Source organism: Serratia sp. A07 (assembly GCF_058725505.1).
This window is the reverse complement of record NZ_JBZXDO010000004.1, coordinates 274,544-300,289: the sequence shown is the minus strand read 5'-3', so window position 1 is coordinate 300,289 and position 25,746 is coordinate 274,544. Positions and strand designations below refer to the sequence as shown.

Below are 25,746 nucleotides of genomic sequence, written 5' to 3'. Positions count from 1 at the left end.
ACGACAATGAAAATCACAGTTCCCTTTACATTCAATGGATTGGAAAAATAATCGCATGAATAGCACCGATAAACTCGATTCGCATACGCCGATGATGCAGCAGTACCTGCGCCTCAAGGCCCAGCATCCTGAAATCCTGCTGTTCTACCGCATGGGCGACTTCTACGAGCTGTTTTACGACGACGCCAAGCGCGCTTCCCAACTGCTGGATATCTCGCTGACCAAACGCGGCGCCTCGGCGGGTGAACCGATCCCGATGGCCGGCGTGCCGCACCACGCGGTGGAGAACTACCTGGCCAAGCTGGTGCAGCTCGGCGAGTCCGTCGCCATCTGCGAGCAGATCGGCGATCCGGCCACCAGCAAAGGGCCGGTCGAACGCAAAGTGGTGCGTATCGTCACCCCCGGCACCATCACCGACGAAGCGCTGCTGCAAGAGCGTCAGGACAACCTGCTGGCGGCGATCTGGCAGGACGCGCGCGGTTTCGGCTACGCCACGCTGGACGTCAGCTCCGGCCGCTTCCGCGTCGCCGAGCCGCAGGATCTGGAAACCATGGCCGCCGAGCTGCAGCGCACCAATCCGGCCGAGTTGCTCTACCCGGAAACCTTCGAACAAATGGCGCTCATAGAACAGCGCCACGGCCTGCGCCGCCGCCCACTGTGGGAATTCGAGCTTGAGACCGCGCGTCAGCAGCTCAACCTGCAGTTCGGCACCCGCGATCTGACCGGCTTTGGCGTCGAGCAGGCGCACCAGGCGCTGCGCGCCGCCGGCTGCCTGCTGCAGTACGTCAAAGATACCCAGCGCACTTCACTGCCGCACATTCGCGGCCTCACCATGGAGCGCCAGCAGGACGGCATCATCATGGACGCCGCGACCCGCCGCAATCTGGAGCTGACGCAAAGCCTGTCCGGCGGCAGCGACAACACGCTGGCGGCGATCCTCGATCGCACGGTCACGCCGATGGGCAGCCGCATGCTGAAACGCTGGCTGCACATGCCGACCCGCGATATCAAGGTTCTCACCGCCCGCCAACAGGCGATCGGCGCATTGCAGGACCTGTTCACCGATCTGCAGCCTTCTCTGCGTCAGGTGGGCGATCAGGAGCGAATTTTGGCGCGTCTGGCGCTGCGCACCGCGCGGCCGCGCGATCTGGCGCGCATGCGCCATGCTTTCCAGCAACTGCCGGACATCCGCGCGCTGCTGCAAGACGTGGACACCCCGCACGTGCAGCAGCTGCTGTCACAGGTGGGCCAGTTCGACGAGCTGCGTGAGCTGCTGGAACGCGCGGTCATTGAATCGCCGCCGGTGCTGGTGCGCGACGGCGGCGTGATCGCCCCCGGGTACAACAGCGAACTGGACGAGTGGCGCGCACTGGCCGACGGCGCCAGCGACTACCTCGATCGGCTGGAGATCCGCGAGCGTGAAAAACTGGGGCTGGATACGCTCAAGGTCGGTTTTAACGGCGTACACGGCTACTACATTCAGGTCAGTCGTGGCCAAAGCCACCTGGTGCCGATCCACTATGTGCGCCGCCAGACGCTGAAAAACGCCGAGCGCTACATCATCCCGGAATTGAAAGAGTACGAAGACAAAGTGCTCACCTCCAAGGGTAAGGCGCTGGCGATCGAGAAAAGCCTGTACGACGAGCTGTTTGATCTGCTGCTGCCGCACCTGGCGGAACTGCAGCAAAGCGCCGCCGCACTGGCCGAGCTGGACGTGCTGGCCAACCTGGCCGAGCGCGCCGATACCCTGAACTACGCTTGCCCAACCATGAGTGAACAGCCGGGGATCCGCATTACCGAAGGCCGCCACCCGGTGGTAGAGCAGGTGCTGAGTGAGCCGTTTATCTCCAACCCGCTCACCCTGTCGCCACAGCGCCGCATGCTGATCATCACCGGCCCGAACATGGGCGGTAAAAGCACTTATATGCGGCAAACGGCGCTGATCGTGCTGATGGCGCACATCGGCAGCTACGTGCCGGCCACCAAGGCCACTATCGGCCCGGTGGATCGCATCTTCACCCGCGTCGGCGCGGCGGACGATCTGGCTTCCGGCCGCTCTACCTTCATGGTGGAGATGACCGAAACCGCCAACATCCTGCACAACGCCACCGAGCACAGCCTGGTGTTGATGGATGAAATCGGCCGCGGTACCTCCACCTACGACGGCCTGTCGCTGGCCTGGGCCTGCGCCGAGAACCTGGCCAACCGCATCAAGGCGATGACGCTGTTCGCCACCCACTACTTCGAGCTGACGACGCTACCGGAGAAAATGGAAGGCGTGGTCAACGTGCACCTGGACGCGCTCGAACATGGCGACACCATTGCCTTCATGCACAGCGTGCAGGACGGTGCCGCCAGCAAAAGCTATGGCCTGGCGGTCGCCGCGCTGGCCGGCGTACCGCGCGACGTCATCAAGCGCGCCCGTCAGAAGCTGCGCGAGCTGGAGTCTATCTCCAGCCACACCGCCTCGGGCAGCGTCGATGCCACCCAGATGACGCTGCTGCAGGAAGAGACCTCGCCGGCGGTAGAAGCCCTGGAGGCGCTGGATCCGGATTCCCTGTCGCCACGCCAGGCGCTGGAATGGATCTACCGGCTGAAAAATATGGTGTAGTCTGGCGCCAGACGCGGGCATAAAAAAACGGTGAGCATCATGCTCACCGTTTTTATTTGATGCGGTTCAACAATCGGCGTTATTCGCGGAACAGCGCCTCAATGCTCAGGCCCTGCATCTGCAGAATCTCACGCAGACGGCGCAGGCCTTCAACCTGAATCTGACGGACGCGCTCACGCGTTAGGCCAATCTCCCGGCCTACGTCTTCCAGCGTCGCCGCTTCATAGCCCAGCAGGCCGAAACGGCGCGCCAACACTTCACGCTGTTTGGCGTTCAGTTCGAACAACCATTTGACGATGCTTTGCTTCATATCGTCGTCTTGCGTGGTGTCTTCAGGCCCGTTGTCCTTCTCGTCGGCCAGAATGTCCAGCAGCGCTTTCTCCGAATCCCCGCCCAGCGGCGTATCCACCGAGGTGATGCGTTCATTCAGACGCAGCATGCGGCTGACGTCATCCACCGGCTTGTCGAGTTGCTCGGCAATCTCTTCAGCGCTCGGTTCATGATCCAGCTTGTGGGAAAGCTCGCGCGCGGTGCGCAGATAGACATTCAGTTCTTTGACGATATGGATAGGCAAACGAATGGTACGGGTTTGGTTCATGATCGCCCGTTCAATCGTCTGACGAATCCACCAGGTTGCGTAAGTGGAGAAGCGGAAACCGCGTTCCGGGTCGAATTTTTCCACTGCGCGAATCAGACCGAGGTTACCCTCTTCGATCAGATCCAGCAGCGCCAGACCGCGGTTGCTGTAGCGGCGAGCGATTTTCACCACCAGCCGCAGGTTGCTTTCAATCATGCGGCGGCGGGACGGCACGTCACCGCGCAGAGCACGCCGCGCAAAATAGACTTCTTCCTCTGCAGTCAGCAGAGGTGAATAACCGATCTCACCCAGATAGAGCTGCGTCGCATCCAATACGCGTTGCGTAACGCCTTGAGACAACAGCTCTTCTTCCGCTAAATCGTTCTCGCTGGTCTCTTCTTCTACCAGCGCTTTTTCATCAAACGACTCAGCCTCAGCTCCATTCTCGTCGAAATCCGCATCATCATGTAACTCGTTAACTTTCAGCGTATTTTGGCTCATATGCTGCTCCTACCCGTGATACCGCGAGCAGAATCTCAGCGTATTCTGCCCAATCTATCGCTGCGGAAGATAACGCAGCGGGTTTACGGATTTCCCCTTGTAACGAATTTCAAAATGCAAACGTACTGAACTGGTACCGGTGCTACCCATGGTGGCTATTTTTTGACCCGCCTTCACTTCTTGTTGTTCCCGGACCAGCATTGTGTCGTTATGAGCGTAGGCGCTCAGGTAATCATCATTGTGTTTGATGATGATTAGATTACCGTAACCCCGTAAAGCGTTGCCGGCATACACTACGCGGCCATCGGCGGTAGCGAAGATAGGCTGCCCACGGGAACCGGCGATATCGACGCCCTTATTCCCACCTTCTGATGAGGAAAAGTTATCAATAATCTTACCGTCAGTCGGCCATCTCCAGGTACTGACCGGAGAACTGTTGCTGACGGTGCTGCTCACGGGTGGAGCGGCTTCCGGTGCGGTAACAGGCGCAGTCGCGGTCCCAACCGCTGCGGCACCTGCTGCAGGTAACATCTTACCTACATTCTGTTTACCCGAGTTTTCAGAATACGCGTTAGTTGATTGAGAATCAACCGTTGCCGTCTGGATCTGGGAGCTGGAAGGTGGCTTCGGAACGCCGCCTTTGGTCGCGTCTGTCGTCGCCAGCATGCCGCCGCCGCCGTTGGCAGAACCATTACCAAGCTGAATGGTTTGGCCAACATTCAGGCTGTATGGCTCGGGAATATTGTTGCGCTGCGCCAGGTCGCGGAAATCGTTGCCGGTGATCCAGGCGATATAAAACAGCGTGTCGCCGCGCTTGACCGTGTAGGTTTCACCGCCGCTGTAGCTCCCTTTAGGGATAGCGTTATAACTGCGGTTATAGACAATGCGGCCCTCGGGGCTGACCTGCTGCGCCCCGCCATTATTATTGCCGGATGGAACGGCACCGCCGCCACCCACGCTGCTGATAGGGGCCGACGTCGAGGCATTGTTCGTACAACCCGCCAACCACAAACTTACCATCGTACACACCGCTACCCGGCGTAACGTAATCATTGGGCTTCCCGTGCTCATGCTTCCCCCATGACAGCAATATCAGTGATATATCCAAAATACCCTTTACATCGTAGCCGAGCTTTTGCCACTTCCCAGTCCCTGCGATGTAAAGGCGCCGCCGGCCGATCCCTGAACGCCAGGTCATCTCCCGCCGGAGCATCAAAACGCGCGCCAATGCTAACCACATTGGCGTTGCCGCACCATAAGACAACTACGTAGAAAGGCCAATTCTAGTGAAAATTAGCCTGATTGGAACGAGAAAACCTTATCCGGACGTGATGAAAGTGCAACAGATTTTGCAGACGGTCGAAAAATCAGACAATCGCTAGGCCAATTCGCCTTTCACCAGCGGGACAAAGCGCACCGCTTCCACCGCATCGACAACGAACTCGTTGCCATGGCGTTGAATGCGTTTGAGGGTTTGGGCCTGCTCGCCCACCGGCAGTACCAAAATGCCGCCGTCGTCCAATTGTTCCACCAGCGCCTGCGGGATCTCCGGCGGTGCGGCGGTGACGATGATCGCATCGAACGGACCGCGCGACGCCCAGCCCTGCCAGCCGTCGCCGTGGCGGGTGGAAACATTATGAAGATCGAGCTGTTTCAGGCGGCGCTTAGCCTGCCACTGCAGCCCCTTAATGCGCTCGACGGAACAAACGTGTTGCACCAGATGTGCCAGGATAGCGGTCTGATAACCGGAACCGGTGCCGATCTCCAGCACCCGTGAAGTGGGCTTCAAATTCAGCAGCTCGGTCATCCGCGCCACCATATAAGGCTGGGAAATGGTCTGGCCGGAGCCGATCGGCAGCGCGGTGTTTTCGTAGGCCTTATGATCCAGCGCTTCGTCGACAAAACGCTCGCGCGGCACCGCTTCGATCGCCCGCAGCAGCTTTTCGTCCCGGATCCCCTGCTGCCGCAGCTGCGTCAGCAATGTTTGCATACGCTTGTTCACCATTCCCCGCTAACCTCTGCCTTGGTTAACCATGTTTTCACGACTTCCTGCGCCGCGTAGGCGGTCAAATCCACCTGCAGCGGCGTGATCGCCACATAGCCTTGTTCCACCGCCGCAAAGTCGGTATCCGGCCCGACATCAAATTTATCACCAGGCGGCCCGATCCAGTAGAGATTTTGTCCGCGCGGATCCTGCTGGCAGAACACCTTGTCGGCGGGATGGCGGCTGCCGCAGCGGGTAACGCGCAGGCCTTTAATCTCCGCCAGGGGCAGATCCGGTACGTTGATATTCAGGATTTTTCCGGTACGCAACGGCTCACGCCGCAACGCGCGCAGGATACGGCAAGTAATGGCAGCGGCAGTCGCATAGTGCTGGTGGCCGTTCAACGACACCGCCAATGCGGGCAGCCCCAAATGCCGGCCCTCCATCGCCGCTGCGACGGTGCCGGAATAGATGACATCGTCGCCCAAATTCGGCCCGGCGTTGATGCCAGAGACCACGATATCCGGTGCCGGGTGCATCAGTGCGTTGACGCCAAGATAGACACAGTCGGTCGGCGTCCCCTGCAGCACCGCAATATCGCCGTTGGCCAGCGTCTGCGTGCGCAGCGGCGATTCCAGCGTCAGCGCATTGGAAGAGCCGCTGCGGTTACGATCCGGCGCCACGACCTGCACCTCGGCGAATTCCCGCAGCGCCGCCGCCAGCACCTGAATGCCCGGAGCGCTGACGCCGTCATCGTTACTCAGCAATATCCGCATCACTGTCATCCTGCTGCATGATCTCGCGAACTACGCTGGTGGCGAAGCTGCCTGCCGGCAGCCAGAAGCGCAGTTCCACGGTAACGTCATCCCACCAGTTCCACAGCATATTTTGCGGCTGTAACAGCAGGGCCCGACGAGCGGGTTCGACACGCTCGCGCTTTAAAAGCGTAAGCAATTCCGGCTGCTCCGCCAAGCATTGTTGTTCAAATGCCAACGCATCGCCGGCAGTACCCGGCTCGCCGTCGCCCGGCAACGTCGCGGTGACAACCAGCTCGCCGGCATCCAGGCGCTGTTGCAGCGTCTCCAGTTCATCGGCTTTGGCGACAAACCAGCTGCCGCGGCCGCTCAGCTGCAGGGCGTCACCTTCCAGCACGGTGCGCTGCAGGCCGTCGGCCAGGCGCCTGCTCGCGACCTGATTAAACAGCGCGCTGCGGCTGGCGGACAGGTAGAAACTACGCTTGCTGCGCTCTTTGACGCGAATTTCGTCATTCGCCCAGCGGCGCGCCATCACCAGGTTGTTGCCGCCGCGGCCGAAACGCTGGCTGCCGAAGTAATTCGGCACGCCCTGCGCGGCGATGGCCTGCAGGCGGCGTTCCACGTCCTGCCGGTCGGAAATCTGGCGCAGCACCAACGTAAAGTGGTTGCCCTTCAGGTTGCCGATGCGCATTTTACGCAGGTGGCGGGCGTATGAGAGCACCTCGCAGCCTTCCAGCGTAAACCGGGAGAAATCCGGCGTGTCCTTACCCGGCATATGCAGGCAGAACCACTGCTCGGTCACCGCGTGGCGATCCTTCAAGCCGGCATAGCTGACGGAACGGGCGTGAATTCCGGCGAAGCGCGCCAGGTAATCGGCCACGAACTGGGTATTGCAGCCGTTTTTACGGATGTTAACCAGCACGTGCTCGCCTTCACCGTCCGGCGCAAAGCCCAGGTCTTCCACCACCACGAAATCTTCCGGATTGGCTTTCAACACCCCGGTGCTCTGCGGCCGGCCATGCAGCCAGGTCAGATTCGCCATATCCATGCGGTTATTCCTTGATCAGCAAGGCGACCGCTTCGCAGGCGATACCCTCGCCGCGCCCGGTGAAACCGAGCTGCTCGGTGGTGGTGGCCTTCACGTTGACGTCATCCATATGGCACTGCAGATCTTCCGCCAGGAAGACGCGCATCTGCGGGATGTGCGGCGCCATTTTCGGCGCCTGGGCGATGATGGTGATATCGAGGTTGCCGAGGCGGTACCCTTTGGCGCGGATGCGTTTCCAGGCTTCGCGCAGCAGTTCGCGGCTGTCGGCGCCTTTGAACGCCGGATCGGTATCGGGGAACAGCTTGCCGATATCGCCCAGCGCCGCCGCGCCCAGCAGGGCGTCGGTCGCGGCATGCAGCGCGACGTCGCCGTCGGAGTGGGCCAGCAAACCTTTGTCGTAAGGGATGCGAACGCCACCGATCACCAGCGGGCCTTCGCCGCCGAATTTATGTACGTCAAAACCGTGACCGATACGCATGATGCGCTCCTTAATTGTCTAACTGAGTCAAATAGAACGCCGCCAGCGCCAAATCCTCCGGCCGCGTTACTTTAATGTTGTCCGCCCGGCCGGCGATCAGCTGCGGATGATAACCGCAATGCTCCAGCGCCGAGGCTTCGTCGGTGACGTTCGCACCTTCATCCAGCGCGCGCTGCAGGCACTGCTTGAGCAGCGGCAGCGGAAACAGCTGCGGCGTCAGCGCGTGCCACAGATCCTGGCGTTCGACGGTGTGGGCGATGGTTTCGCGGCCGGGTTCGGCGCGTTTCATGGTGTCGCGCACCGGTGCGGCGAGAATGCCGCCGACCTTGCTGTGTGCGGTGATCGCCAGCAGGCGCTCGAGATCGTCGGCGTGCAGGCAGGGACGTGCAGCGTCGTGCACCAGTACCCAGTCCGCATCACCCGCCAGCTTCAGCCCGGCCATCACCGAATCGGCGCGCTGTTTGCCGCCCTCAGTGACGGTCACCCGCGGATCCTGGGCGATCGGCAACTGTTCGAACTGGCGATCTTCGGGGCCGATCGCCACGATCACCCGCTCAATGCGCGGATGACGCAACAGGGCGTGGATGGCGTGCTCAACGATGCTGTGCCGGCCGATGGTTAAATATTGCTTCGGGCATTCCGCCTGCATGCGGCTGCCGATACCGGCAGCGGGCAGGACGGCAATCACCGAGGGAAAGGTGCCTGCGGAGTGATTCATGCGTTATTTTTGTGCGTTATTTTGCGAGGAAGACGCCGCGTTGCGTCTGGATTGGTCAGGAACCAGACGATAGAAAGTCTCACCGGGCTTGATCATGCCCAGCTCATTACGCGCTCGCTCTTCGATCGCTTCCTGACCGCCGTTCAAATCATCGATTTCGGCAAACAGCTGATCGTTACGCGCTTTCAACTTGGCGTTGTTGCCCTGTTGGACCGCAACGTCTTCATTGACTCGCACGTAATCGTGAATACCATTTTTGCCCAGCCACAGTGAATACTGTAACCAACCGAGCAATGCCAGCAATAGCAGCGTAAGTTTTCCCATCTCCGCCCCCTGAAAAACCGACCAATCATCCCACAACTTTTCGTTGGACTCCACACTGAGAGCGGCATTTCAACGCCAAATTCAGAATACGGATGAAGGGTTCCCGAGTTTATCGCCCAATTCCGCGGCGAAAGCGGCAAAAAAAGCCCCTTACACCGGATGCGCACGACGCGTTTTCCAATGAGGCACACACTGCCCTTCACCCATTATGCAGCAAGAACCACTGCACCGCCGCTTTCTGCCCCATCGCTTACTCCGTCGCAACGCAAAAAGTGAATATTTACCACCATAGAAAGAACATTCCTTATGCAGGGGTTGTACTTTCATTCATTGAAGCTTATTTTTATGCACTACTAGTGCATAAATAATTCCAATATATAACCTTTCATTATCGGGGATCGCGATGTTAAAACGTTTAGTTCTGATCGGCGCCTGCCTGGCCGCCACCTTCTCCACCGCCGCGTTGGCGGCTGAAACTACCTACGTCGTCGGCTCCGGTGGCACCTATCGGCCGTTCGAGTTTGAAAACAGCCAAAAGCAGCTGGAAGGTTTCGACATCGACATCATCAAAGCGGTGGCCAAGGCCGAAGGCTTCCAGATCAAACTGATCAATACGCCGTGGGAAGGGATCTTCGCCACGTTGAATTCCGGCGATCGCGACATCATCATTTCCGGCATCACCATCACCGACAAGCGCAAACAAATGGTTGATTTCTCGGCGCCTTACTTCCCGGCCGAGCAGGCTATCGTGGTGCCGCAGGACTCGACGGTAGACTCCATCGCCGCGCTGAAAGCGCTGAAGGTCGGCGTGGTGAACTCCAGCACCGGCGACATCGTGGTGTCCGACGTGCTGGGCAAAAACAGCACCGCCATCAAGCGCTTCGACAATACGCCGCTGATGCTGCAGGAGCTGTATGAAGACGGCATCGGCGCGGCGGTCGGCGACGTCGGCGTGGCCAAGTTCTATATCAAAACCCACCCTGAGAAAGCCTTCAAGCTGGTACCCGACGCCAAGTTCGATCGCCAGTATTTCGGCATCGCCGTCGCCAAAGGCAACGATGAGCTGCGCAACAAGATCAACGCCGGCCTGAAGAAAATCGTCGCCGACGGCACCTACGCCAAGATTTACCAAACCTGGTTCGACAGCAACGTACCGACGCTGCCGGCGGAATAATACCCTGTCGCCGGCGCCCGCCAGGCCGTCGGCGCCCCCCCGTTTCAGCCTACCAAGAAGGAATACCTTTTGAACTTCCGTTGGGAGATCATCCAGGAATACGCGCCGCTGTTTATGGAAGGCGCCTGGATGACCATCAAATGCACCATTATCTGCGTACTGCTCGGCACCACCTGGGGATTGATCCTCGGGCTGGGCCGTTTGGCGCAGGCGCCGCACGGCATCTGGAAACCCATCCTGCATTACGGCGTTCAGTGGCCGGTGCGCATTTACATCAGCGCCTTTCGCGGCACGCCGCTGTTCGTGCAGATCATGGTGGTGCACTTCGCGCTGGTGCCGCTGTTCATCAACCCGCGCGACGGCCTGCTGGTCACCAGCGGCCTGATGAGCGTCGATTTTGCCCGCGCGCTGCGCGCTGACTACGGTGCCTTTCTCTCCTGCGTAGTGGCGATCACGCTCAACGCCGGCGCCTATGTGTCGGAAATATTCCGCGCCGGGATCCAGTCGATTGACCGCGGCCAGATGGAGGCCTCGCGCTCGCTGGGCATGAGCTACGGCAAGACCATGCGCCAGGTGATCCTGCCGCAGGCCTTCCGCCGCATGCTGCCGCCGCTGGGCAACAACGCCATCGCTATCGTCAAGGATTCGTCGCTGGCCTCCGCCATCGGCCTGGCGGATCTGGCCTATGCCGCCCGCACCGTCTCCGGCGCCTACGCCACCTATTGGGAGCCCTACCTGACCATTTCGCTGGTCTATTGGGTCATCACCTTCCTGCTCTCGCTGCTGGTGCAACACATGGAAAAGAGGTTCGGTAAAAGTGATTCGCGTACATAACCTGCAAAAACAGTTCGGCGAGAGCCACGTGCTGCGCGGCATTTCCTGCCGGATCGCCGCCAACGAAGTGGTGTGCGTCATCGGCCCTTCCGGCTCCGGGAAGAGCACCTTCCTGCGCTGCATCAACGCGCTGGAAACGCTCTCCGGCGGCGAGATCGAGGTCAACGGCTTCGCCGTTCACGATCAAAAAACCGACCTAAACAAGATGCGTGAAAGCGTAGGTATGGTGTTCCAGCGCTTCAACCTGTTCCCGCACATGACGGTGTTGGAAAACATCATCATGGCACCGGTGAGCGTGAAGAAACGGCCGCGCGCCGAAGCCATCGCGCAAGCCGAGCAGCTGCTGCACAAGGTCGGGCTGCTCGACAAGATAGACGCCTACCCCAACAGCCTCTCCGGCGGCCAGCAGCAGCGGGTAGCGATCGCCCGCGCGCTGGCGATGGAGCCGAAGATCATGCTGTTTGACGAACCCACCTCCGCGCTCGATCCGGAGCTGGTGGGCGAAGTGTTGGCGGTGATGAAATCGCTGGCACACGAGGGCATGACCATGGTGGTGGTCACGCATGAGATGGGCTTTGCCCGCGAGGTGGCCGATCGGGTGCTGTTTATCGATCAGGGGATCATTCAGGAGGAAGGTGCGCCGCAGCAGATCTTCAGCCATCCGGCCAATCCGCGCACACAGGCGTTTCTGAGCAAAGTTTTGTAACCTTCGGCACCGCTTTGCAATCCTTCGGGCGCCGGCATCGGCGCCCGCTCTCTCACCACCCGGTCAAGAAGCTGAACACCAGCCAGAACAGGCACAGCACGATGGCGCCGGTCAGCAGCAGCGTCAGGATCAGACGGCCGCGCAACAGCATGCTGAGGGTGATGCCGATCAGCACCGACAGCGGCATCAGCGCCAGGAAGAACGGCCAGGTATAGAGCAGGAAAAACAGCGTGTTGGAACCGTAAACCAGGAACGGCAACGCGAACGCCAGCCAGTAGAAAACAAAGCCGCTGACGCCGCCCAGGAAAGAATAAGAAGGCTCCTCTCTCTCCTGTTTTGACTGCTTGGAGTCGATCAAGATAGGCGTGACATTTTGCATAGTGATCCCTGGTTATTCGGCTCGCTCTGCGGCGGCTTAGAGTAAATAGCGCATGGCGAAAAACGCCACACGCTTTTTTTGAATTCAGGGTTTGATAATAGCCTGACCACGCAACACGTCTAACAATTGCGCAATCAAATTTGTTACCAATTGTTGGCCATCAAGGTGGATTTCCGGCTGCTGCGGCGCCTCGTAAACCGCGTCGATACCGGTGAAATTGCGCAGTTCGCCGGCGCGCGCTTTTTTATACAATCCCTTCGGATCGCGCGCCTCGCAGATCGCCAACGGCGTGTCGACAAACACTTCGATAAAGCGATCGGCGCCGAGCATTTCGCGCACCATCTGCCGCTCGGCGCGGTGCGGCGAAATGAACGCGGTCAGCACCACCAGCCCGGCATCCACCATCAGTTTGGCCACTTCCCCCACCCGGCGGATGTTCTCGCGCCGATCCTCGTCAGAGAAGCCGAGATCGCGGCACAGGCCGTGGCGCACGTTATCGCCGTCCAGCAGATAGGTGCTGACGCCGAGCCCGTGCAGCGCCTGTTCCAGCGCGCCGGCGACGGTGGATTTGCCCGAGCCGGATAGCCCGGTAAACCACAGCACCACGCCGCGATGGCCGTTGCGCGCTTCGCGATCCGCGCGCGTCACGGCGTGCGGATGCCAAACCACGTTCTCATCGTCCGGCCCGGTCGCCCTCAGTTCAGCGGCCACCTTATCGACCACCGAGCAGATCACGTGCGCCCCAGTGCGGGAAGTGCTTACGCACCAGCGCATTCAGCTCCAGCTCGAAGGCGCTGAACTCGCCGTGCGCCGCCGGGGTGGCCTGCAGCGTTTCGCGCACCAGACCGGCGCCTACCGTGACGTTGCTCATGCGATCGATGAAGATCAGCCCGCCGGTGTCGTGATTGCTCTGATAGCTGTCCAGCACCAGCGGCTCGTCGAAGGTCAGCTCCACCAGACCGATGCCGTTAAGCGGCAACGTGTCTGCCGGGTGCTGCGCCAGCGTATTGATCTCCACCTGATGGCGGATGCTCTCCACGCGGGCGCGGGTCTTTTTACCGGCGATCTTGATGTCGTAGCTCTGGCCCGGCACCAGCGGCTGCTCGGCCATCCATACCACGTCCACCAGCGCGCTCTGCGCCGCCTGCAGGCTTTCGCCGGCATCGACCAGCAGATCGCCGCGGCTGATGTCCACCTCATCCTTCAGCACCAGCGTAATCGCCTCGCCCGGCACCGCCTCTTGCAGATCGCCGTCGAAGGTCACGATGCGCGCCACGCTGGACTCCACGCCGGAAGGCAGCACTTTGACCCGTTGCCCCACCCGCACCACGCCGGCGGACAACGTGCCGGCATAGCCGCGAAAATCGAGGTTCGGGCGATTGACGTACTGCACCGGGAAGCGCAGCGGCTGGTTTTCTCGCTCGCTGACCACGTCAACGCTCTCCAGCACTTCCAGCAGCGTCGGGCCGCTGTACCACGGCATATGAGCGCTTTCGCTCGCCACGTTGTCGCCGTCCAGCGCCGACAGCGGCACGAATTTGATATCCAGATCGCCTGGCAGCTGCTGGGCAAAGGTCAGGTAATCCTGTTTGAACTGCTCGAACACCGCTTCCTGGTAGTCCACCAGATCCATTTTGTTCACCGCCACCACCAGATGGCGAATGCCCAGCAGGGTTGCGATAAAACTGTGGCGACGAGTCTGGTCCAGCACCCCTTTGCGCGCGTCGATCAACAGGATCGCCAGATCGCAGGTGGAGGCGCCGGTGGCCATGTTGCGGGTGTACTGCTCATGCCCTGGGGTATCGGCGATGATAAATTTGCGTTTTTCGGTCGAGAAATAGCGATAGGCCACGTCGATGGTGATGCCCTGTTCGCGCTCGGCCTGAAGGCCGTCCACCAGCAGCGCCAGATCGAGCTTCTCGCCCTGGGTGCCGATGCGTTTGCTGTCGCTGTGCAGCGTCGACAGCTGATCCTCGTAGATCTGGCGGGTATCATGCAGCAGGCGCCCGATCAGGGTGCTTTTGCCGTCGTCGACGCTGCCGCAGGTCAGAAAGCGCAGCAGGCTCTTGTGTTGCTGCGCGTGCAGGTAGGATTCGACGCCGCCCTGGTCAGCGATTTGTTGTGCAATTGCGTTGTTCATCCGGCGGCTCCTTAGAAATACCCTTGACGCTTTTTCAGCTCCATCGAGCCGGACTGATCGCGATCGATCATCCGCCCCTGGCGTTCACTGGTGGTGGAGACCAGCATCTCTTCGATGATCTCCGGCAGGGTTTGCGCCTGCGAATCCACCGCGCCGGTCAGCGGCCAGCACCCCAGGGTGCGGAAACGCACCATGCGCTGGCTGATCACTTCGCCCGGCTGCAGATCGATGCGATCGTCGTCCACCATCATCAGCATGCCGTCGCGCTCCACCACCGGGCGCGGTTTCGCCAGGTACAGCGGCACGATGTCGATCTTTTCCAGGAAGATGTACTGCCAGATGTCCAGCTCGGTCCAGTTCGACAGCGGGAAGACGCGGATGCTCTCCCCTTTGTTGATCTGGCCGTTGTAGTTGTGCCACAGCTCCGGCCGCTGGTTTTTCGGATCCCAGCGGTGGAAGCGATCGCGGAACGAATAGATGCGCTCTTTGGCGCGCGATTTCTCCTCGTCGCGCCGCGCACCGCCGAAGGCGGCGTCGAAACCGTACTTGTTCAACGCCTGCTTCAGGCCCTCGGTCTTCATGATGTCGGTATGCTTGGCGCTGCCGTGCACGAACGGGTTGATGCCCATCGCCACCCCTTCCGGGTTTTTATGCACCAGCAGCTCGAAGCCGTACTCTTTCGCGGTGCGATCGCGGAACTCGTACATTTCGCGGAACTTCCAGCCGGTATCGACGTGCAGCAGCGGGAACGGCAGCGTGCCGGGGAAGAACGCCTTGCGCGCCAAATGCAGCATCACGGAAGAGTCTTTGCCGATGGAATACAGCATCACCGGGTTGGCGAATTCAGCGGCGACTTCACGGATGATATGGATACTCTCCGCCTCCAATTGCCGCAAATGAGTGAGTCGTTTTTCGTCCATAACAGGTCCTTAAAAGCCTTGCCTATGCCAAATTCACGACGGCCGGGCGCGCGGCCCCTTCCGTCTGCGATTGATGCCCGAACCAGGCGATTTGATGGTGCAGTTCCACCACTTCGCCAATCACCAGCAGCGCCGGCAGCGGCGCCCGTTGGGCCAGATGTTCCAGTTGATCCAGCGTGCCGATCTGCACCTGCTGATCGGCGCGCGTGCCGCGACTGATCACCGCCACCGGCGTATCGGCAGCGCGGCCGTGGGCGATCAGGCGTTGGCTGATGTCCGCCGCCTTCATGGTGCCCATGTAGATAGCCAGCGTCTGCCGCGCCCGGGCCAGATCGGCCCAGTCCAGGCCATCGCCGTCGGGGCGGCAGTGGCCGGTGATAAAGGTCACGCTCTGCGCGTGGTCGCGGTGCGTCAGCGGAATGCCGGCGTAGGCGGTCGCCCCCGCGGCGGCCGTGACGCCCGGCACCACCTGGAACGGAATGCCGGCGGCGGCGGCTACCTGCAGCTCTTCGCCGCCCCGGCCAAAGATGAACGGGTCGCCGCCCTTGAGGCGCACCACGCGTTTGCCCTGCTGCGCCAGCGCCACCAACAGCCGGTTGGTCTCTTCCTGGATCACCGAGTGCGCGCCGGCGCGCTTGCCCACACAGATGCGCTCGGCGTCGCGGCGCACCAGATCGAGGATCTCGCCGCTGACCAGATGGTCATACAGCACCACGTCCGCCTGCTGCATCACCTGCAGCCCGCGCAGGGTCAACAGCCCCACGTCGCCCGGCCCGGCGCCCACCAAGGCTATCTCACCCTGCGCGCCTTCATCGCCTGCGGCGAAGCTTTGCAAATCCTGCTCAAGCTGCCGCTCCGCCTGCGCCGTCTGGCCGTTGGCCACCAGCGTGGCGAAACGGCCGCCGAAGGTTTTCTCCCAGAAACGGCGACGCTCGCCGATCGAGGCCAGCCGCTGTTTGACCTGGCCGCGCCAGCGGCCCGCCACCTGCGCCATCTGCCCCAAACTGGCGGGCAGCAGCGCCTCCAGCTTTTCGCGCAGCAACCGCGCCAGCACCGGCGCCTGGCCGCTGGACGATACGGCCACCACCAGCGGCGAGCGATCGATGATCGACGGGAAGATGAACGAGCAGCGCGGCTGGTCGTCCACCACGTTGGCTAACACCCGGCGTTTATCCGCTTCGGCAAACACCGCGGCGTTCAGCGCGTTGTCGTCCGTGGCGGCGATCGCCAGAAACACGTCGTCCAGCTGCGGCGGGTCAAAGGTTTTCCCCAGCCAGAGCAGTTGCCCTCGCTGACGTTGTTGTTCCAGTTCCGGTGAGAGCGACTGCGCAACTATCCGTATTTCAGCCCCGGCGCGCTGAAGCAGATCGACTTTGCGCGCAGCCACGTCACCGCCGCCAACGACCAGCACCGGACGTTGTTTCAGATCGGCGAATATTGGTAGATAGTCCACAACAGCCTTTTCATATAACAGAAAGATAGTGTGACTATACGGGCTGAGATTTAGCCTCTGAAATGACGAAAAGGAATGATTAGTTCCTTTATGGAATATAGGCCGCAACGCCAGAGGCAAACGGTGATAACTGCGGCGACGGTTTGCGCATTCACGCGAAAATTAAGAGACGGGGAAATCGTGTAATGCCGCCCGGCGTCTCATACTGGGTGCCGCAGAAAAATGATCGGCAGCGCCGATAGCAAAGAAGGATTTTTCGGTATGTTTTCCCGTTTTTACCTGAAGACCAGCCTGCTGGCCCTCGCACTCGGCGGCGTCTTCAGCGTTTGTGCCGCACAGCCCGCAAAAGACGCGCCAATGGGCCGTTTCGCCGCCGAACAGACCCGCCACATCGCCACTTACTTCCCCGGCCGCATGGCGGGCAGCCCGGCCGAATTGCTCACCGCCGACTACCTGAAGCAGCAGTTCGCCAAGATGGGTTACCAAAGCGACATTCGCAGCGTCAACACGCGCTACCTCTACACCAGCAAAGACGGCAAGAAGAACTGGAACAACGTCACCGCCAGCTCGGTGATTGCCGCCCGCAACGGCGACAGCCCGAAACAGATAGTGATCGTCGCCCACTTCGACACCTACACGCCGCAGAGCGACGAAGATCTGGATAACAACCTCGGCGGCCTGACGCTGCAGGGCGTCGACGACAACGCCTCCGGCATCGGCGTGATGCTGGAACTGGCGGAGCGCCTGAAAAGCATCCCCACCGCCTACGGCCTGCGCTTCGTCGCCACCAGCGCCGAAGAGCTCGGCTCGCTGGGCGCACAGAACTACCTGCAGCGCATGAGCGCGGAAGAGAAAAGCAACACCGTGCTGGTGATCAACCTCGACAGCCTGATCACTGGCGATCGTCTGTACTTCAACGCCGGGCGCAACACGCCGCCGCAGATGGCGAAACGCTCCCGCGATCGCGCGCTGGATATCGCCCATCGCTACGGCATCGCCGCCGCCAGCAATCCGGGCAGCGCACAGCATCCGAAGGGCACCGGCTGCTGCTCCGATCAAGAGGTATTCGACGCCGCAGGCATCCCGGTGCTGTCGGTGGAGGCCACCAACTGGTCGCTGGGCGACAAGGACGGCTACCAGCAGCGCGCCGTCAGCCCGCACTTCCCGCAGGGCATCACCTGGCACCGCCCGCAGTATGACAACCTGCAGTACCTGGATCGCTACCTGCCGGGGCGGATCGACAAACGCAGCCGCGACAGCGTGCAGATCCTGCTGCCGCTGATCAAAGAGCTGGCGCAGGCGCACCCGCCGAAAGCACAGAAGAAAAAGTAGCCCGCAAAAAAACAGGGCCCAGCATTGCTGAGCCCTGTCGTGTGATTCGCCTCGTTTAGCCTTCGTGCAGGCCGCACTCGCGCTTCAGCCCGAAGAAACGCGTCTCTTCCTCGCTCATGCCCGGCTCCCACTTCTGGGTGGTATGGGTATCGCCTACCGACAGGTAACCCTGCTCCCACAGCGGGTGATAGTTCAGCCCGTGCTCGGTCAGATACTGGTAAATCTTGCGGTTGTCCCAGTCGATGATCGGCAGGATCTTGAACACCCCGCGCTGCACCGCCAGCACCGGCAGATTGGCGCGGCTGCCGGACTGCTCGCGCCGCAGGCCGGCGAACCAGCTCTGTGCCCCCAGCGTCTCCAGCGCGCGGTTCATCGGCTCAACCTTGTTGATCTGGTTGTACTTTTCAATCCCTTCCACGCCCTGTTCCCACAGCTTGCCGTAGCGCGCCTCTTGCCAGGCGGGAGACTGTTCGGCGCGGAACACCTGCAGATTCAGCTTCAGCTGGTCGGTCAGTTGATCGATAAAGCGGTAGGTTTCCGGGAACAGGTAACCGGTGTCGGTCAGGATCACCGGGATATCCGGCCGGATGCGCGTCACCAGGTGCAGACACACCGCCGCCTGAATGCCGAAACTGGACGAGAGTACGAACTCGCCGGGCAGATGCTCCAGCGCCCATTCAACGCGCTGTTCGGCGCTGAGGGTCTCCAGTTGGCCGTTGACCACCGCCAATGCCAGCGCCTGCCCGGATTTGGGCAACGCATTCAGCGCCGCCAGATCGAATTCAGCCATGTTGTCTCTCCTGCTACTTGAAATTACCTGTGCGGCCCCTCTGCCCAGGGGCCGCCCGGCCTCACTCCCAGAAATCTCGCGCCGGATCCAGCACCGGTTTGACGATGCCCGCGCGAACGGTGAAGTCGCCGAAGCCTTCGCCGGCATTGCGCTCCTTCGCCCAGCGCCCCACCAACAAGTCGATCTCGCTCAGGATCTCGTCTTCGTTGATGTTCTCGCGGTACATGCGCGGAATGCGCGTGCCTTCGCGGTTGCCCCCCAAATGCAGGTTATAGCGGCCGACCGCCTTGCCCACCAGCCCCAGCTCCGCCAGCAGCGCGCGGCCGCAGCCGTTCGGGCAGCCGGTGATGCGCAGCACGATATGCTCGTCGCCCACCCCGTGCCGATGCATGATCCCTTCCACCTTCGTGACGAACTGCGGCAGGAAGCGCTCGGCCTCCGCCATCGCCAACGGGCAGGTCGGGAACGATACGCAGGCCATCGAGTTCTTGCGTTGCTCGCTGATCTCGTCGTCGATCAGGCCATGATCGCGCGCCAGGGCTTCGATCTTTGCCTTCTCGCTTTCCGGCACGCCGGCGATGATCACGTTTTGGTTCGCCGTCAGACGGAAGTCGCCTTTATGGATCTTGGCGATCTCCGCCATGCCGGTCTTCAGCGGGCGCCCCGGATAGTCCAGCAGGCGGCCGTTCTCGATAAACAGCGTCAGGTGCCACTGATCGTCGATGCCCTTCACCCAACCGATGCGATCGCCGCGGCCGGTGAATTCATACGGCCGGCTCGGCGCGAAGGTGATGCCGGCGCGTTTTTCCACTTCGGCGCGGAAAACGTCCACCCCGACGCGCTCCAGCGTGTATTTGGTTTTGGCGTTCTTGCGATCGGTGCGGTTGCCCCAGTCGCGCTGCGTGGTCACCACGGCCTCCGCGACCGCCAGCGTATGTTCGAGCGGAATGTAGCCGAACTCGCTGGCCTGGCGCGCGTAGGTTTTCTTGTTGCCGTGCTCGATGGACAACCCGCCGCCCACCAGCAGGTTGAAGCCTACCAGCTTGCCGTTTTCGGCGATCGCCACGAAGTTCATGTCGTTGGCGTGCAGATCGACGTCGTTCTGCGGCGGGATCACCACCGTGGTTTTGAACTTACGCGGCAGGTAGGTCGGCCCCAGAATCGGCTCTTCGTCGGTAGTGGCCACCTTCTCCTGATCCAGCCACACCTCGGCGTAGGCGCGGGTGCGCGGCAGCAGGTGTTCGGAGATCTTCTTCGCCCACTCGTAGGCTTCCTGATGCAGCTCGGACTCCACCGGGTTGGAGGTGCACAGCACGTTGCGGTTCACGTCGTTGGCGGTCGCCAGCGCGTCCAGCCCCAGGCGGTTCAGCAGCTGGTGCACCGGTTTGACGTTGCCTTTCAGAATGCCGTGAAACTGGAACGTCTGGCGGTTGGTGATGCGAATGCTGCCGTACAGCGTGCTCTCCTGCGCGAACTTGTCGATGCCCAGCCACTGCTGCGGGCTGATGATGCCGCCCGGCAGGCGGCAGCGCAGCATCATGGCGTGGCGCGGCTCCAGCTTCTGCTCGGCGCGTTCGGCGCGAATATCGCGGTCATCCTGCTGATACATGCCGTGAAAACGGATCAGCAGGAAGTTGTCGCCGTTGAAGCCGCCGGTCAGGCCGTCGTTCAAATCTTCGGCGATGGTGCCGCGCAGGAAGTGGCTCTCCTTCTTCATGCGCTCCGCATCGGCCAGTTTGCCTTCGACTACCAAAGGCCCGGGGTGTTTATCACTCATCAGTAAACATCTCGCTGATAACGGCGCTCAAGGCGCAGCTCACTTAAAAATTCATCCGCCTGCTCGGTATCCATGCCACCGTGCTCGGCCACCAGTTCCAGTAATGTGTTTTCCACGTCTTTCGCCATGCGATTGGCATCGCCGCAGACGTAAATGTGCGCGCCTTCCTGAATCCAGCGCCACACTTCCGCGCCCTGTTCGCGCAGTTTGTCTTGTACGTATATTTTATGTTGTTGGTCGCGGGACCAGGCCAGATCGATGCGGGTCAGCAGGCCGTCTTTCACATAGCGCTGCCATTCGACCTGATACAGGAAATCTTCGGTAAAGTGCGGGTTGCCGAAGAACAGCCAGTTCTTGCCGTCGGCGCCGTCGGCGTCGCGCTGCTGCATAAAGGCGCGGAACGGCGCGATGCCGGTGCCCGGGCCGATCATGATCACCGGCGCTTCCGGATTGGCCGGCAGGCGGAAGTTGTCGTTGTGTTCGATAAACACCCGCACGTCGCCGTCCTCCTCCAGGCGATCCGCCAAGAAGCCGGAGGCGCCGCCGCTGCGGGCGCGCCCGTCGATGTCGTAACGCACCACGCCTACGGTGATGTGCACTTCGCTTTCGTTCTCCGCCTGCGAAGAGGCGATGGAGTACAGGCGCGGCGTCAGCGGGCGCAGCAGACCGACCAGCTGTTCGGCGCTCAGGTCCGCCGGCGCCTGACGCACCATGTCAACGATCGGCGTGTTGTGCGCATAGTGCTGCAGCGCGGCTTTATCCGCCAACAGGCCGATCAGCGTTTCGTCGCGCGACAGCGCGGCGTATTTATCGACGATCGGCGTGGTGTTCTGCGTCAGTTCGAAATGGCTGCGCAGCGCCTGCGCCAGCGGCAGGGTTTGCCCTTCCACCTCGACCGGCTCGTCGCCTTTCAGCCACAACAGCTGCACCAGTTCGTCCACCAGCGCCGGATCGTTGTCGAACCATACGCCGAGCGCATCGCCCGGCTGATAGCGCAGGCCGGAGTCGCCCAGATCGATCTCGATATGGCGCACGTCTTTATCCGACGCGCGGCCGGTAATTTTCTGATTGACCGCCAGTTGGGCGGTGAGCGGCTGTTCCTTGCTGTACGGGCTGCTGTCGATCAGATCGACCGCGCCGCTGGCCAACACGCCCGGCGCGGCGCTTTCCGCCGGCGCGCGCGCCTTCAGCACCGATACCACCTGTTTGCGCCAGGCGGCGGCCAGTTCCTGGTACTCCACGTCGGCGTCCACGCGCTCCACCAGGCGCTCGGCGCCCAGCTCGGCCAGCTTGCCGTCGAAATCCTTACCAGACTGGCAGAAATTCTCATAAGAGGTGTCGCCCAGCCCGAACACCGCAAAAGCGGTATCATTCAGCTTCGGCGCCTTCTTCGAGAACAGGAATTTATGCAGCGCCACCGCTTCTTCCGCCGGTTCGCCCTCCCCCTGCGTCGAGGCGACGATCACCAGCAGGCGCTCTTGGGCTATCTGCTTGAACTTGTAGTCGCCGGCGCTGATCAGCGTGGCGCTCAGATTGGCGGCCAGCAGATCGTCGCGCAGCTGCTCCGCCAGGCGGCGCGCATTGCCGGTCTGCGAAGCGGAAATGATGGTGATGCCGGCGGCAGCCGCAGGGGCGACAGGCGCAATGGCCACGGCTCCGGGCTGTTGATTGACCATGCCCCAAAAATAGCCGGACAGCCACGCCAGCTGCGTCGGCGAATAGTCGCCGATCGTCGCCTGCAGGCGCGCCAGCTGTTCGGGCGTCAGCGGGAGCAAAGATGTTGGAGGAGCCTGAGTCGTCATTGCTGTACTTATTTCCTATACTTAGCGCCTTTCCTGCCAGGCGCGCGCCAGTGTCAGTCGCTGTCTCTTCGCTGCGTCGGGTGTGCGGAAAAGATCAGGAGAGTTTGTAAGGTTACCGAGCAGAATAGCAACGATTAAATAAGGGATAGCAATAAATCATAACCAAAATGACTAAGCTGTTTTTCTGGTAAGGGATAACGCTTAAACCGTTAAACAAAGTTTTTTATCCAGATGAAATTAAAGCGCTTTTTTTCATCGTTTTTTCACCGTTCAACATTTCGGCTCATTACCCCAGCCGATAGGTGCCGCAAACACCAAACAAAAACAGTGTTAACCGGGCGCGGTTATCGCGGCGCTAGACCATAACGGTATAAATGGCAAGCAGACGCGCTTTCCGGTACTATGCGGCGGTTTTTGAGTCAATGAGGCCGTAATAATGGCAACCACGCTGTTTAAAGATTTTCAGTTTGAAGCCGCACACCGTTTGCCGCACGTGCCGGAGGGCCATAAATGCGGCCGCCTGCATGGGCATTCATTTATGGTGCGTCTGGAAGTGACCGGTGAAGTGGACCCCCACACCGGTTGGGTGATGGATTTCGCCGAGCTCAAGGCTGTGTTTTCCCCGATCTGGGAGCGGTTGGATCACCATTACCTGAACGATATTCCAGGATTGGAAAATCCCACCAGCGAAGTGCTCGCCGCCTGGATTTGGCAGCAGCTCAAGCCCCAGTTGCCGGAACTGACTGCGGTGATGGTGAAAGAGACCTGTACTGCGGGATGCGTATATAAAGGTTAAAAGAAAGGGCGCCGCAAAGGCGCCCTGATTTTAGGCGATGTTCAGATACTTGTGGGTCTGCATCGACAACCGCCAGTTGCGCGCGATGCAGGTTTCGATGCACAGGCGGGTCGCCTCTTCTTTCTGGCTGATCGGCTGCAGCGCAATAATCCTTGCCTTGTCGTCCTGCAGCGTCGCCAGCAGCGCGTCCAATGCCTCGATGTCGCGCTCGCGCGCCACCGGATGCTTCACCTCGTCGGCGCGCCGCAGCGCCTGATCCAACACCTTCATGCCGCCGCGCATATTCACCTTCGGCGAAACCGTCACCCAGGTTTTGGCGGAACAGCGAATGTCGTGGGTGCCGCTGGTCTCAATCTGGCAGCCGTAGCCATGCTGTTCGAACAGCTCGGTCAGCGGCGTCAGATCGTAGATGCAGGGTTCGCCGCCGGTGATCACCACATGGCGCGCGGTGTAACCTTGTTGGCGCATCACCGCCAGCAGCTGCTCGGCGCCGGCATTGCCCCAGGCGTCGCTTTCCTCTGTTTTGACCAGGATCCGTTGCAGGTCGACTTCCCGATTGGCTTCCTTTTCCCAGGTATGTTTGGTATCGCACCAACTGCACCCTACCGGGCAGCCCTGCAGGCGGATAAAAATGGCCGGCACGCCGGTGAAAAAGCCTTCGCCCTGCAAGGTTTGGAACATCTCATTGATCGGGTACTGCATCGGTTTCTCAATCTGGAAAAGTAAAAAGCGATTATCGCAGATTCCGGCCCGCCGACCAAACGGCCAACATTGTATTAAATTTTATTCTCCGCGCCGCCGTCAGCATATCCCACCGCCAATGGCGCTCATTTAATTTGTGAGTCGTGCTTTGGCCTTTCATCCGCGGTGCAACCTGCTCCACAGAAAACAACACGAAGTTAACAAATAAGATAATTATATTTGACATAAAGCGCCGACGCGCAGATGTATATACAAGCAAACACAAGCCGAGCGCCAGTTTCGGCCACGTTCCATCCATCACGACTACATCTGCGTTTAGAGGGTGCCATGACTCATTCCACCAGCGAGTTGAACATTCAGCAGGCCATCGACGACAGCAAGTTTTCGCTGTTTCACTGGACCCTGATCATTCTCGGATTCCTGATCCTCGCCATCGACGGTTTTGATACCGCCGCCATGGGCTATATCGCCCCCTCGGTCGCCAAAGACTGGGGCATCGTCAAACAGGATCTGGGGCCGGTGCTGAGCGCCGCGCTGCTGGGACTGTCGCTCGGCGCGCTGATCGCCGGGCCAATCTCCGACCGCATCGGCCGCAAGCGCGTGCTGGTGTTTTCCTGCCTGTTCTTCGGCCTGTCGAGCCTGGCCACCGCCTACGCCGGCTCGCTCAATAGCCTGACGCTGTGGCGTTTCCTCACCGGCCTCGGGCTGGGAGCGGCGATGCCCAACGCCATCACGCTGATCTCCGAATACGCGCCGCAGCGCTGCCGTTCGCTGGCGATCAATACCATGTACTGCGGCTTTCCGCTGGGTGCGGCCGGCGGCGGTGCCATTTCATCGTGGCTGATCCCGAGCTACGGCTGGCACAGTGTGCTGTTGCTCGGCGCCATTGCGCCGCTGGCGTTGACGGTCTTGCTGATCCTGCTGCTGCCGGAATCGGTCAAATATATGGTCAACCGCGGGCAGGATGCGGCGAAGATCAAGCGCATCGCGCAACGCTTCGTCAGTCAGAGCCTTGATGGTGTAACGCGTTTTTACCTGTACGAAGAGAAGCTGACGCAGGCCAAGACCAGCGTCGGCCTGCTGTTCAGCCGCCCTTACCTGCTCGGCACGCTGATGCTGTGGGTGACCTACTTCATGGGGCTGGTGATCTACTACGTGTTGCTGAGCTGGATGCCAATCCTGATGCAGGGGCTGGGCTATCAGCTGGAACAGTCGGCGATGCTCACCTCGCTGTTCACCTTCGGCGGCACGCTCGGCATTTTGGTAGCCGGCTGGCTGATGGATCGCTGGAATGCGCACAAGGTGGTCTCGAGCGGCTTTGTCGTCACCGCCCTGCTGATCGTGGCGATGGCGACCGAAGACAAGCAGATCGTATTGCTGGGCGCCTTCATCTTCCTGATGGGCGTCACCATGAACGGTGCGCAGTCCGGGCTGCAAACGCTGGCGGCCACCTTCTACCCCACCCACAGCCGCGCCACCGGCATCGCCTGGATGCAGGGCATCGGCCGCTTCGGCGGCGTCGCCGGCACCATGATGGGCGCCCAACTGCTGGCGATGCAGTGGGAAGTGCAGAGCATCCTGATGTTCCTGTGCGTTCCGGCGCTGATCGCCGCCATCGCCACGGTGTGCAAGATGAGCCGCAAGCCGATGCTGCAACCGGCCGCCTGAGCCTGGCAAGCCCGCCCACGGCGGGCTTTCTTCCCGCGGTGATAGGGCTTGTTTATCCTCCGCCGCCAACTGTAATCAGTCTGTAAAAATATTGTGACTAGCCGCCCAAAAATGAGTCATTTTTAATTCATTTTTGCCGAACAGCTCACTTTTCTCCGGCTTTTCGCACATGAAGCCGGCGATGAAAAATCGCATATCAACCTGATATAAAAAGAAAATAACTTTTTCTTATGCCACTTTTCAGCGGCAACTGGTCAGTGTTGCATATGCTTGTACA

24 protein-coding genes are annotated in these 25,746 nt (G+C 60.6%); 7 read left to right on the top strand and 17 right to left on the bottom strand.

Annotation, left to right across the window (positions count from 1 at the left end):
• Window positions 1-55 precede the first annotated feature (55 nt).
• A complete protein-coding gene (mutS, locus tag AC4PR2_RS06780; RefSeq protein ID WP_060425333.1) occupies window positions 56-2,611 on the top strand; it encodes a DNA mismatch repair protein MutS in 2,556 nt (851 codons plus the stop codon).
• Between the two features lie 79 nt (window positions 2,612-2,690).
• Here mutS and rpoS read toward each other — a convergent pair whose 3' ends face one another.
• The 8 genes from rpoS to ftsB form a co-directional block, all read right to left on the bottom strand.
• On the bottom strand, window positions 2,691-3,689 hold the full coding sequence (gene rpoS, locus AC4PR2_RS06775; RefSeq protein ID WP_004932578.1) for an RNA polymerase sigma factor RpoS: 999 nt from the start codon (window positions 3,687-3,689) through the stop codon (window positions 2,691-2,693).
• Window positions 3,690-3,743: 54 nt separating this feature from the next.
• Entirely contained in the window at window positions 3,744-4,742 is a 999-nt protein-coding gene (gene nlpD / locus AC4PR2_RS06770) for a murein hydrolase activator NlpD (RefSeq protein WP_038871876.1), read from the bottom strand.
• 325 nt (window positions 4,743-5,067) lie between these two features.
• Window positions 5,068-5,694 carry a protein-L-isoaspartate(D-aspartate) O-methyltransferase gene (locus AC4PR2_RS06765; protein ID WP_047728898.1) on the bottom strand — a complete coding sequence of 209 codons (627 nt, stop codon included), beginning with the start codon at window positions 5,692-5,694 and terminating at the stop codon, window positions 5,068-5,070.
• Entirely contained in the window at window positions 5,688-6,449 is a 762-nt protein-coding gene (gene surE / locus AC4PR2_RS06760) for a 5'/3'-nucleotidase SurE (RefSeq protein ID WP_047728900.1), read from the bottom strand. The genes AC4PR2_RS06765 and surE overlap by 7 nt, the downstream gene beginning before the upstream one ends.
• A complete protein-coding gene (gene truD, locus AC4PR2_RS06755) occupies window positions 6,430-7,476 on the bottom strand; it encodes a tRNA pseudouridine(13) synthase TruD (protein ID WP_089185481.1) in 1,047 nt (348 codons plus the stop codon). The genes surE and truD overlap by 20 nt, the downstream gene beginning before the upstream one ends.
• A 4-nt stretch (window positions 7,477-7,480) precedes the next feature.
• Window positions 7,481-7,954 (bottom strand): 2-C-methyl-D-erythritol 2,4-cyclodiphosphate synthase, encoded by a 474-nt coding sequence (ispF, locus tag AC4PR2_RS06750; RefSeq protein WP_004932594.1) that lies wholly within the window; start codon window positions 7,952-7,954, stop codon window positions 7,481-7,483.
• Window positions 7,955-7,964: 10 nt separating this feature from the next.
• Window positions 7,965-8,672, bottom strand: a complete 708-nt coding sequence (gene ispD, locus AC4PR2_RS06745) for a 2-C-methyl-D-erythritol 4-phosphate cytidylyltransferase (protein ID WP_102985439.1) — start codon at window positions 8,670-8,672, stop codon at window positions 7,965-7,967.
• Window positions 8,673-8,675: 3 nt separating this feature from the next.
• Entirely contained in the window at window positions 8,676-8,996 is a 321-nt protein-coding gene (ftsB, locus tag AC4PR2_RS06740) for a cell division protein FtsB (protein WP_016929043.1), read from the bottom strand.
• A 403-nt stretch (window positions 8,997-9,399) separates the two neighbouring features.
• Between ftsB and AC4PR2_RS06735 the strand changes: the two genes are divergently transcribed.
• The 3 genes from AC4PR2_RS06735 (at window position 9,400) to AC4PR2_RS06725 (ending at window position 11,710) form a co-directional block, all read left to right on the top strand.
• The gene (locus AC4PR2_RS06735; RefSeq protein WP_197802413.1) at window positions 9,400-10,170 is read left to right on the top strand and encodes a transporter substrate-binding domain-containing protein; all 771 of its coding nucleotides are present in this window, start codon (window positions 9,400-9,402) and stop codon (window positions 10,168-10,170) included.
• Window positions 10,171-10,284: 114 nt separating this feature from the next.
• Window positions 10,285-11,004 (top strand): amino acid ABC transporter permease, encoded by a 720-nt coding sequence (locus tag AC4PR2_RS06730; protein WP_042706788.1) that lies wholly within the window; start codon window positions 10,285-10,287, stop codon window positions 11,002-11,004.
• Window positions 10,988-11,710, top strand: a complete 723-nt coding sequence (locus tag AC4PR2_RS06725) for an amino acid ABC transporter ATP-binding protein (protein ID WP_038871895.1) — start codon at window positions 10,988-10,990, stop codon at window positions 11,708-11,710. Before AC4PR2_RS06730 ends, AC4PR2_RS06725 begins: the two co-directional genes overlap by 17 nt.
• Window positions 11,711-11,762: 52 nt before the next feature.
• Here the strand turns inward: AC4PR2_RS06725 and AC4PR2_RS06720 are convergent, their stop codons facing one another.
• The 5 genes from AC4PR2_RS06720 to cysG form a co-directional block, all read right to left on the bottom strand.
• Window positions 11,763-12,089, bottom strand: coding sequence for a DUF3561 family protein (locus AC4PR2_RS06720; protein WP_004932611.1), 327 nt, complete (start codon window positions 12,087-12,089; stop codon window positions 11,763-11,765).
• A gap of 84 nt (window positions 12,090-12,173) precedes the next feature.
• Window positions 12,174-12,863, bottom strand: a complete 690-nt coding sequence (gene cysC, locus AC4PR2_RS06715; RefSeq protein ID WP_080440255.1) for an adenylyl-sulfate kinase — start codon at window positions 12,861-12,863, stop codon at window positions 12,174-12,176.
• Window positions 12,802-14,229, bottom strand: a complete 1,428-nt coding sequence (cysN, locus tag AC4PR2_RS06710) for a sulfate adenylyltransferase subunit CysN (protein ID WP_102985440.1) — start codon at window positions 14,227-14,229, stop codon at window positions 12,802-12,804. Before cysN ends, cysC begins: the two co-directional genes overlap by 62 nt.
• Window positions 14,230-14,240: 11 nt before the next feature.
• Window positions 14,241-15,149 carry a sulfate adenylyltransferase subunit CysD gene (gene cysD / locus AC4PR2_RS06705; RefSeq protein ID WP_004932620.1) on the bottom strand — a complete coding sequence of 303 codons (909 nt, stop codon included), beginning with the start codon at window positions 15,147-15,149 and terminating at the stop codon, window positions 14,241-14,243.
• Between the two features lie 22 nt (window positions 15,150-15,171).
• Complete coding sequence (gene cysG, locus AC4PR2_RS06700) at window positions 15,172-16,602, bottom strand: siroheme synthase CysG (protein ID WP_060440757.1); 1,431 nt, start codon at window positions 16,600-16,602, stop codon at window positions 15,172-15,174.
• 261 nt (window positions 16,603-16,863) lie between these two features.
• Between cysG and AC4PR2_RS06695 the strand changes: the two genes are divergently transcribed.
• Entirely contained in the window at window positions 16,864-17,934 is a 1,071-nt protein-coding gene (locus AC4PR2_RS06695; protein WP_060422571.1) for an aminopeptidase, read from the top strand.
• 55 nt (window positions 17,935-17,989) lie between these two features.
• On the opposite strand, the gene AC4PR2_RS06690 is transcribed toward AC4PR2_RS06695, so the two are convergent.
• From AC4PR2_RS06690 to cysJ, 3 genes are all read right to left on the bottom strand, one after another.
• Complete coding sequence (locus AC4PR2_RS06690; protein WP_159317653.1) at window positions 17,990-18,724, bottom strand: phosphoadenylyl-sulfate reductase; 735 nt, start codon at window positions 18,722-18,724, stop codon at window positions 17,990-17,992.
• A 61-nt stretch (window positions 18,725-18,785) separates the two neighbouring features.
• On the bottom strand, window positions 18,786-20,501 hold the full coding sequence (gene cysI, locus AC4PR2_RS06685) for an assimilatory sulfite reductase (NADPH) hemoprotein subunit (RefSeq protein ID WP_197802408.1): 1,716 nt from the start codon (window positions 20,499-20,501) through the stop codon (window positions 18,786-18,788).
• A complete protein-coding gene (gene cysJ / locus AC4PR2_RS06680) occupies window positions 20,501-22,303 on the bottom strand; it encodes an NADPH-dependent assimilatory sulfite reductase flavoprotein subunit (RefSeq protein WP_197783728.1) in 1,803 nt (600 codons plus the stop codon). The genes cysI and cysJ overlap by 1 nt, the downstream gene beginning before the upstream one ends.
• A gap of 436 nt (window positions 22,304-22,739) precedes the next feature.
• Between cysJ and queD the strand changes: the two genes are divergently transcribed.
• The gene (gene queD, locus AC4PR2_RS06675; RefSeq protein ID WP_004932638.1) at window positions 22,740-23,099 is read left to right on the top strand and encodes a 6-carboxytetrahydropterin synthase QueD; all 360 of its coding nucleotides are present in this window, start codon (window positions 22,740-22,742) and stop codon (window positions 23,097-23,099) included.
• A gap of 30 nt (window positions 23,100-23,129) precedes the next feature.
• On the opposite strand, the gene queE is transcribed toward queD, so the two are convergent.
• Window positions 23,130-23,801, bottom strand: a complete 672-nt coding sequence (queE, locus tag AC4PR2_RS06670) for a 7-carboxy-7-deazaguanine synthase QueE (protein ID WP_047728915.1) — start codon at window positions 23,799-23,801, stop codon at window positions 23,130-23,132.
• 327 nt (window positions 23,802-24,128) lie between these two features.
• Between queE and AC4PR2_RS06665 the strand changes: the two genes are divergently transcribed.
• Entirely contained in the window at window positions 24,129-25,469 is a 1,341-nt protein-coding gene (locus tag AC4PR2_RS06665; RefSeq protein WP_015376678.1) for an MFS transporter, read from the top strand.
• The last annotated feature ends 277 nt before the right edge of the window (window positions 25,470-25,746 follow it).